Source organism: Vulcanococcus sp., from assembly GCF_044369115.1.
Classification (GTDB): Bacteria; Cyanobacteriota; Cyanobacteriia; order PCC-6307; family Cyanobiaceae; genus Vulcanococcus.
In genome coordinates this window covers 1-9,204 of sequence record NZ_JBIPMN010000107.1, presented here as the reverse complement: position 1 = coordinate 9,204, position 9,204 = coordinate 1, and the positions used below count along the sequence as shown (strand labels likewise).

General features: G+C 70.3%; 4 protein-coding genes and 1 pseudogene. 1 reads left to right on the top strand and 4 read right to left on the bottom strand.

The genetic code is table 11. The annotated features are described in order from the left end of the window. The 4 genes from ACIQ2E_RS09360 to ACIQ2E_RS09345 form a co-directional block, all read right to left on the bottom strand. On the bottom strand, positions 1 to 1,338 hold a 1,338-nt coding region (locus tag ACIQ2E_RS09360), incomplete at its 3' end, for an AAA family ATPase (RefSeq protein ID WP_398329378.1). Beyond that, positions 1,335 to 4,964, bottom strand: a complete 3,630-nt coding sequence (locus tag ACIQ2E_RS09355) for a UvrD-helicase domain-containing protein (RefSeq protein WP_398329374.1) — start codon at positions 4,962 to 4,964, stop codon at positions 1,335 to 1,337. The genes ACIQ2E_RS09360 and ACIQ2E_RS09355, both read right to left, overlap by 4 nt. Next, entirely contained in the window at positions 4,961 to 8,224 is a 3,264-nt protein-coding gene (locus ACIQ2E_RS09350) for an exodeoxyribonuclease V subunit gamma (protein WP_398329371.1), read from the bottom strand. The genes ACIQ2E_RS09355 and ACIQ2E_RS09350 overlap by 4 nt, the downstream gene beginning before the upstream one ends. Before the next feature lie 3 nt (positions 8,225 to 8,227). Continuing rightward, complete coding sequence (locus ACIQ2E_RS09345; protein ID WP_398329368.1) at positions 8,228 to 8,905, bottom strand: metallophosphoesterase; 678 nt, start codon at positions 8,903 to 8,905, stop codon at positions 8,228 to 8,230. Between the two features lie 92 nt (positions 8,906 to 8,997). Here ACIQ2E_RS09345 and ACIQ2E_RS09340 point away from each other — a divergent pair. Beyond that, positions 8,998 to 9,204, top strand: a pseudogene (locus ACIQ2E_RS09340) (hypothetical protein); the annotation flags it as partial.

Here is a 9,204-nt window from a genome sequence, read left to right as displayed (position 1 = left end):
CGGCCGGTTGAGCCGATTGAGCACCGGCGTGCCCAGGGGCCAGCGCTCCAGTGGTGCTCCCAGCGCAGAGCCGAGCAGGGCACGGTGCAGAGCTTCCACCCCCCAGGGCCCCTGGCGCAGCGGGCTCAGGGCGATGCGGTCCTCTAAGGCTATGAGCAGAGCGGCGCTGTCCTCAGGATGAACATGCTCCTCCTGCCAACGCAGCGCTTGGCTGAGTTCCAGCAGCCGTTGTTGCTGCTCCCGTAAGGGCTGAAGCACAGCCGTTGGCAGCTGGGGTAAAGGTGCCTCCAGCCACTGCAGGTTGGCCTCTGGCGGCAGCTGCTCCAGCTGTGGCCGCAGGGCTTCGAGTGGTTCGCGGCCGCTCGTTGGCGGGTGGCGCAGGGCCGCGGCCACGGCGGCGATTGCGCCGTTGTTGCGGTAAGTGGTGGTGAGTTCGATCACGGCTGCCCCCAGCTGCTCGCGGCAGGCGGGGCGGCAGAGCTCCTCGAGCACGGCTCCGGTGCCCACTGGCGGCAGTTGGCCCGCATCGCCCACCAGCAGCAGGCGCGCGGTGGGGGGCAGGGCTGTGAGCAGGGCGCTCATCAAGGGCAGATCCACCATCGAGACCTCATCCACTACCAACAGATCCAGCTCCAGCGGCCGCCTTGCATCGCGGCCAAAGCGGTTGCTGCCCCGGGCCTCCAGCAGGCGGTGCAAGGTGGAGCAGGGCAGCGCTGGTGCGCCGCTGAGCGCTGCGCTCAGACGTGCGGCGGCCTTGCCTGTGGGGGCTGCCAGCTGAATCCGCAGTTGGGGCTCGATCGCCAGGGCGGCCTCGAGCATCCGCGCCACGGTGGAGGTTTTTCCGGTGCCCGGGCCGCCGAGCAGCAGCACCAGCTGGCGTTGCAGCAGGGCCTCGGTAGCCGCCAGCTGCTGGGCATCCAGACCGCCCGCCGTTACTGCGGCCAGGGCCTTTTTCAGGGCGCCCGCGCTGGGGGCGGGAGTGAGCGGTGTGGATGCCCGCGTGATCACACCGCTGAGGCAGCGCTGCAGCTGCTCCTGCCAGCGCCGCCAGCGCAGCCAGGGACCATCGCGCACGAGTAGAGCCTCATCAGGCCAGGGATCGGCGTCGCTCGCCCGGCCGGCCAGCTCCTTCGCCTCCACCAGCCAGCTGCTGGCCGCCAGCGCCTCGAGGCATCCTTCCGGCAGCTCGGCCTGGCGTAGATCGAGCCCCAGTTCGCCCTGTTCCAGGGCTTCGATCAGAGCTGCGATCAGCGGCTGCAGCAGCGCCGGATCCACGCCGGCTGCTGGTGGTTGGCGGCGCAGCAAGGTGTCGTACAGGGCAGCGGCGAGTGCGCTCATGGCTGACCCTCCCGCAGCAGCGCATCCAGGGCGAGCAGGCGCTCGAGCGGTGGGGTGTCCACCAGCACACCCGGAACACCCGCTTCCGGATTCGCTACGGGGCCGGGCACGCCCCGCAGGAACACGTAGGCGTAGCCGCCGAGGTGTTCGGCCGGGTCGTAGCCCGGCAGGCGCCAGTGCAGATAGCGGTGCAGGGCGACCAGATACAGATGGGCCTGCAGGGGGTAGTGGCTGCGCAGCATCAGCTCGGCCATGGCGGGTTGCTGGTAATCGGCCGGGCCGCAGGCCACCACCTGGCCCTGGCTGCCTTTGCGGCCCAGCCAGTTGCTCTTCCAGTCGGCCACCCACCAGCGCTGTTGCCACTGGAACACCAGATCGATCGAGCCGGTGAGGAAGCCGCGACTGGCCACCTGGAGGCTGCGCAGTTGCCGGCCGTAATCGGCCCCGAAGCGGCCGCCTGGATGCTGCTCAAAGGCCGCGGCCAGCCCTGCGCTGCGCACCAGACGATCGGGAGCGACATGGGCCAGGGGTAGATCGAAGTTGAGTTCGCTCAACCAGCTACCGCTGGCCAGATCCATCAGCCGGCAGGCGCCCAGTTCCCCACCCAGTGGACTCTGGACCAGTTGCACCAATGCTTGGAGCAGCGGATCCAGGTGCTCCGCTTCCAGGCCTGCTCGCTCCAGCTCCTGCAGCAGTAGCGCTTGGCTGGCTTGCGGGTCTTCAGCCAGCTGAGCGAAATCGAGTTGCTCGAGCATGCGGTGCAGCGCATCACCAGGGCCGGCGCCCCGCGGGAAGTGGGCCAGTGGGCCCAGGGCGGGCCAGAGGGCGCTGGCGGCTGGAGCGGCTGTGGCATCGCTGTCGTCTGGGGCGGTGAGGGCATCGCTGTCGCGGCCTTCGTCTTGCGCCTGGGGCGGCAGCGCTGCTTCGGCGTGGGCCCAGGCGGAATAGCTGGCGCGGCCCCAGCGGCTATCGAGCGGGCGGTTTGGGGTGGGGCCGAGCTGCAGGGCTCCGCGTTCGGGATCGGGGCGCCAGGGGCGCTCCGGTGGTGGCAGCTCGGTGGGCTCGATCGCGTGGAGATCGAGCGGCTTGGCTTGCTCCAACCAGGGGCTGAGCGGGTTGCCGGCTTCGGCGTGTTCTGATCCAGGCCAGGCGAGCACCAGCAGGTGTTGGGCGCGGGTGCAGGCCACGTAGGCCAGGCGTTCGGCTTCCTGCAGCTGGGCTTCGTAGTCCTGGGCGGCGGCGGCACGGCCGGGGCCCCAGTAGGGATTGAGGTGCAGATCCAATCGCGGTTCAGCGCTGCCGGGCGGCAACCAGCGCCGCCCCAGCCGCTGGGAGCCTGCGCGGGCCGGCGCTGGTGCTTTCCAGAGGTAAGGGCAGACCACCACTGGATATTCGAGGCCTTTGCTGCGGTGCACCGTCACCACTGCGATCGCCGACTGGGCGGCGTCGCTGCGGCAGAGGTGGGCATCGGGCGGGTCGCGCTCCTCCTGCAGCCGAAGGTTGCGCAACCAATCCGCCGCCGCCACCGCCCCCAGCCCCTGGCTGTGCATCTGTTCCTGCACCAGCTCGGCCGCCTGTTGCAGATCCGCCAGGGCCCGGCCCCGCAAGGAGAGCTGGGCCAGCCCATCAGCCGCGAGCAGTTCGGCGAGGACGCCGGTGAGCCCCAGGCGCGGCAGCTGCTGCGCCCATTGGCTCAGATCGGCTGCCAGTTGATCCCAACGCTCCTGCGGGCTGCCGTGCAACTCTTCGGCTGACCAGCCCAGCAGGGCTGAGGCCGCCAGTAGCCGTTGGCGGCCAGGATCTCCCGGGCTGGCCAGGGCATCGAGCAGGCGCTGCAAGGCGGTGGCCCCCAGGGTTTCGAACACATCGCCGCGGCTCACCAGCCGGCTGGGCAGCTGCCGTTGCTCCAGGGCGGCCCGCAGGCTTTCGGCCTGGCTGTGACGGCCCACCAACAGGCAGAGATCGCCCGGTTGGAGCAGCAGCTCGTCGTCGCCCTGCCGCAGCAGCAAGCGCCGCTCCAGCAAGGCCTGGCACCAGGCCGCCACGCGGCTTTCGAGCTGGGCGGGCTCCACGGGCAGCGCTTGCAGGGGCGATTCGCCCGCCGCCAGCAGCAGCTCTCCCTTGCAGGCTTTGGCCTCCACGGCGGGCACGTCCAGGCCGGAGCGCACCAGGCCGGGCCGCATCAGGGCATTCAGCCCCGCCACCAGAGCCTCGCTGGAGCGGCGGTTTTCGGTGAGGCCGTAGCTGGTGCTAGCTGCCGCCGCCGCTTGGCGATAAGTGGCCAGCTCGCCGCCGCGGAAGCGGTAGATCGCCTGCTTGGGATCGCCCACGATCACCAGCAGATGCTCCGAGCTAGAGCCGGTGAAGGCCCGCTGCAGGATGCGCCACTGGATCGGGTCGGTGTCCTGGAATTCATCGACCAGGGCGGCGCGGTAGCGCTGGGCCACGGCCGCCAGCAGCGCCGACTCTCCACCTCCTGGATCCGGGCCTGGATCGAGAGCCTCAAGCAGTTGACCGAAGCCCATCTGGCCGCTGCGTTCGCGCCGTCGGGCCAGCTCGGCGCGGCCCCAATGGGCGAAGTGCAGCAGCGCCAGTTCCGCCGGCCCATCCACGAGTGCGGCGATCGCTTCCAGCAGCGGCCGCTGCGGCAGTGACACACCATCGCCATGGGCCAGTGCTGCCACCTTGCAGAAGCTCCCCGGGTGGAAGTAGCCGAGCAGATCGCTCTGGCTGAGCACCTGCTGATAGCTCGGGGTTGCGCTGGGATCGGGCCGGCCATCGAGCCAGGCCTGCACCCGATCGAGCTTGTCGGGTTTCGGTTTGAGCCGGTACGGCTTGGCCGCGATCCCCAGGCTTTTCAGTTCACGGGCCGCGGCGGCCAGATCGTCTTCCAGGGCGGCGCTGCGCTCCAGCCATTCCTGGTGGAAGCGCTGCCAGAGCGTCGGCCAGAGCGCCTCAAGCTGCGCGGCCAGAGGCGCTTCGCTGCTCAGCTCCGGAGGCAGGGGATCGAGAACCAGGGCGGGGTCGCCATCGAGACTGCCCAGCAGCCCCGTGAGCTGCTCGGGCGTCACGTGACGCTGGCGCAGACCCGCTAAGAGACCTGCGGGCAGGGGCAGCACCTGGCGGCTCCAGTAGTCGTGCACCAGCTCGGCGCGGCGCTCGCGGCCTTCGCTCTCGAGGCTCACTGCCGGCCCCAGGCCAGCCTCGAGCGCCTGGCGCTGCAAGGTGCGGCGGCAGAAGCCATGGATGGTTGTGATATCGGCACGATCCAGCTGCTCAAGCGCCAAGAGCAAGCGGCCGCGCAGAAGCGCTGCTGGGTTGGGGCCGAGGGCTTCGAGCCATGCCGCCAGGGGGGCATCGCCGGGTGTGGCCGCACTGCCGGGCTCGAGCAGCTGCAGGGCCTCCTGCAGGCGGCGGGCGATGCGATCGCGCAGCTCCGCGGCCGCAGCATCCGTGAAGGTGACCACCAGCAGCTGCTCCACCGTGAGCGGTGCGCTGCCTTCGCTGAGTAGGCGAAGCACCAGGTGAGCCAGGGCGAAGGTTTTGCCCGTACCCGCGCTGGCTTCTAGCAAGCGGATGCCCGGGCTCAGGGGCATGGCGTTGGCATCAAAGCGGAGCAGGCTCATGCCTTCACCTCCTGGCGCCGCTCCAGCAAGGGCCCGTGCAGTGCCAGGGCCAGCGCCTGCCGCTCCGGCGTGAGCAGCTGCTCGAGCGGTAGATCGGCACCGAAACACACCGCCTGCACCGGATCGCGCCGTTCCCCCCGCTGCATGGCATTGCCCTCCCAGGCGGCCAGGGCCGCGTTCCAGCGGCGCTGCTCGGCCGCGGCGGCATAGGCCCAACCGGTTTCCGGGGGGAGGAGCCAGCAGCGCTGGCGATGGTGATGGTGCCACTGGCGCAGTTGCTCCAGCTGCGCGGCCGCGGCGGATGCGGGCAGCGCCTCCAGCCGCTCCAGCACCCGGAAGCGATGGCCATCCCGGCCCACCAGGGCGGCGCCAGCGGGGGTTTGGCCGGCGGCGCAGGCGAGCAGTAGCTCCAGCCAGAGCACCAGCCGCTGCGGTGTGCGCGGCTTGGCGGTGTGCACCAGCACCAGCTGGCGGCCCCGCCAGGGCAGCTCCGCCGCCAGCCCATCCCAGCTGACCTGGCGCAGTTGCGGCTCCCCGAGCAGCTCCAGGCAGCTGCTCAGGGCCAGCCAGCGCTGCTCCAGCTGCTCCACCTCCAGTTCACCGGCGGCCAGCGGTGGGAGTAGGCCCGTGCCCCGCTCCAGCTGCTGCCAATCGGGCAGGGCCGGCGGCAGCGGGTCGAGCTGTTGGCGCAGCAGCACTGAACGCTCCCGTTCCCCCAGCTCCAGGGCGTCGCGATCGAGCACGGGGTGGTCGAACTCGCGGGGGCGCAGGCCCAGGCCTTCCAGCCAGCTGCGCTGCGGCTGCTCGATCCATTGGCGCAACGCACTCCAGGCTTGTTCGGGCGTGGCCGCCGGCTCGCTTACCGGGGGCGGTTCTGCTGGCATGGCGCTGAAGGCCAGCCCCCGTGCCGGTGGTGCCGCCAGCCCCTGCTCGAGCTGTTGGCGGGCCTGCAGCAGGCGGCGATCGCAGCTGGCGGGCGGCCAGGGCTCGGCAGGCAGAAAATTGGCGCGCTCGAGTGGATTGGCGCAGTGCACCCGCAGGGGCAGTTGCGGTAGCTCGCGGCTCAGCCATTCCAGCCACTGCCGCACCGGTGTGCAGGCCTCGAGCGCTTCTCCGGTGCGCTCATCGCGATTGCTCCAGCTCACCAGCAGGTGCTGCCGCGCCGAAAGCAGGCTCTCGAGCAGCACGTAGCGGTCTTGATCGCCGCTGCTCGGATCCCCAAGCTGGCGCTGTTGCTCGAGCAGGTGGAAACCGGGCCGTTGCCGCTGGCGCGGGAAAGCACCAGCATCCAGGCCCATCAGCACCACCACCCTGTGGGGAATGGCGCGCATCGGCTCGAGGGCGCTGATGGTGAGCGCACCGGATCGATGCCCGAAGCGGCCGCTGCCCTCGCTCAAACGCTCCCCCAGCAGCTCCGCTACCACCGGTGCCGCCAGCTTCAACGCGCTGGCCTCCGCCACCGCTTTCCAATCGGCCAGGGCGGCATGAATGCTCTGCAGCTCCCAGGCCCGCTCCCCGCCCTCGCCGAACAGGGCGCTGAGCAGCTGGCGCAGGCTTGTGATCCATTGCGCCGGTGTGCGCGGTTGCCCGAGCCAGCGCAGCTGCTGCAACAGGGCCCGCAGCAAGGCGATCCAGCGTTGCTGCTGCTCGAGGCTCCCCTCCATCGCCAGCGGGGCGCAGTTGCTGGGCGCCAGGCCCGGCTGCTCCGGCAGCACCAGGCCGAGTATGAGGCGATCGAGGGCCCACTCGAGGCTGTGGCAGTCATCGCCGCCGCGATCGGCGCCATCGAGCCCCCAGCGGAAGCCGGCCTCCTGCAGCACCCGGCTGATGGCGGCGGCATCGTCGCCGGTGAGCCCCTGGGCCTCGAGCAAGGGCGTGCAAGCCAGCAGCCGTTCCAGAGCTGAGGCGGTGAAGCGCTCTCCCCCCAGCCGCAGTAGTTCGAGTAGCCCCTGGCTGATGCCCGCCTCGCTCTGCTGGCTGCGGTCGGTGAGGCGCCAGGGCAGGGTCACGCCGGTGGCGCGGTTGTCGCCGAACACCGCCCCCACCAGGGGCGCGAAGGCCTCCACCTGGGGAGTCATCACCAGGATGTCGCGCGGTTCGAGCTTGGGATCGGCAGCGAGCAGTTGCAACAGCCGATCCCGCAACACCTGCAGCTGGCGCAGCCGGCCGGGGCAGGCATGGAATTCGAGGGAGCTGTCGCCGGGTGGGGCCTGCAGCGCTTCAGCGGATTCGCCATCAGGGTTGCCACTGGCCAGCCGCTCCTGCAGCTGCTCCAGCAGGGAGGCGGGCCGATCCTGCTCGGCGGCCACGGCGGCGGGCGCAAAGAACAGATCGCCTGCTCGCCATTCCCCCAGCTGGCTTTCGCCATTGCCCTCGAGCAGCTGCTGAAATTCAGCGCCCAGCCGCCCGAACCGGGCCTCCAGTCCGGGCACCTCCAGTAGCCAGTCGCTGCTTAAGGGATCGCGGCTGCCGGCGCCTTCGCGTCGCTGCCAGAGATCGCGGCAGGGGGTGAGCAGGTAGAGCTCCACGGCCTGACAGGCCGAGATCGCCTGGAGCAGCTCCACCTGCACCGGCGCCAGGCTGCTTAGGCCAAACAGCCGCAGCGGCTGGGTGTTGTGGATCTCTGGCCGCCAGCCCTGCTGCAGCCGGCGGATCAGCGCCAGGGCCCGCAGGCCGAAGGGCTCGCCCGGGAGCGCCTGAGCCAGGCTGCGCACCAGCAGTGGCTGCCAGAGCAGCGCCGGTGGGAGGGGCTGGCCGCGGCTATCCACGGCGTTGCCTTGCAGCCAGGCTTCGAGCATGGCCGGGCGATAGAGGCCGTAGTCGTCGATGGCATCGGCGATGGCGCGGGCCAGCTGCCAGAGGGGGCGATCAAGCTGACGCAGCTGGTTGTGGCCCTGGCGCTGCTGCAGCCAGTGCTGCAGTGGTGCGGCCTGCGGCTGATCGAGTAGGGCGGGCAACTGCTCCAGCAGCGGCCACACCAGGTTCTGGGCACGCCATGGGTCTGGGCCAGTGGCGGGGCCATCCCCGAGCCAGTGATCCACCAGCTGCCGCAGCTGGCTGGTGGGGAAGGGAAAGCGCAGGTTGGCGGCGATGCCGGCGCTGAGGCCCGTAGCGATCTGCTCCCCCAGCCAGCGGCTGGTGGGCCAAGTGTTGACCACCACCTGCACTTGCTCCAGTGGCCCGGGGGGGGCGAGCTCCAACTGGGCCGCCAACACCTGGGCCAGCAGTTCGGCGCGATTGCTGCGATACAGCGTGAGCAAGGCTCAGCCCAGGGCGGCAGCCGGCTCCGGCGAGCGGCTGCGGAAGCCGGGCAGCGCTGAGGCCTGTTCGGCTCGAAGACCGGGAACCGCAATCACCGCTTGGGTTTCCGGGCAGTAGGCGCTCAGATCACCCCCGTAGCAGGCGCCCGTGTCCACCATCACGATGCGGTGGAGTCGGCGCACGTGGGGGCCAGGGGTATGGCCGATCACCACGTCGCCGAAGCGGCCGTCGTAGTTCTGCCAGAAATTGAGCCGCACCCGTAGATCCGGCTGCCAGGTGCTCGGATCAAAGCCGGCGTGGGTGGCGACCCAGCCTTCACCCCAATAGGCGAGAGGCAGGTGCTGCAGCCGCTCCAGCCAGTGGCTGCAGCGGGTTTCCCCGAGCTGGCGGTAGGTGTCGCAGCCGGCCAAGCGACGCTCGGCCTGCCAGCTGCCCCGCTGCAGGCCGCTGATCAGGTCTTGTTCGTGATTGCCTCGCAGCCACACTGCTCGGCCTGATTCCACCAGGCCCCAGATGCGCTCCATGCTGGCCTCGATGCCTGGGCCACGGTTGATCGCATCACCGCAGAAGATCAGCCGGTCGCCTGCGGGAAGCCGCAGTAGCAACTGCTCAAGGGCGTCAGCGCAACCATGAACGTCACCGATCACCCAGTGGTGAGAGCGGTGCTGGGATGGCGTCATGCAGACGGCGCGTTGCATCCAGTCTTGCCATTAGGGGGTGGTTCTGTCACCCCTGCAACGCCATTAACCTGCCGGCAACCATGCCAGCGCAGATGGAGAGCCAGCCCACGGATCCGAGCACCCTGTCGGTGGGGCAGCGGGTGGCGATCCTGGTGAAAGCGCTCGATGGGGCTAAGCGCACCAACGAGGCGCTGGCGAACTGCAGCAACGGCGATCAGATGGTGGAGGTGCTGCTCGATGCCTCCAGCAAGCTTGGGCTGGGGCTCACCCGCGCGGAGCTCACCCGCACTCCCCCCATC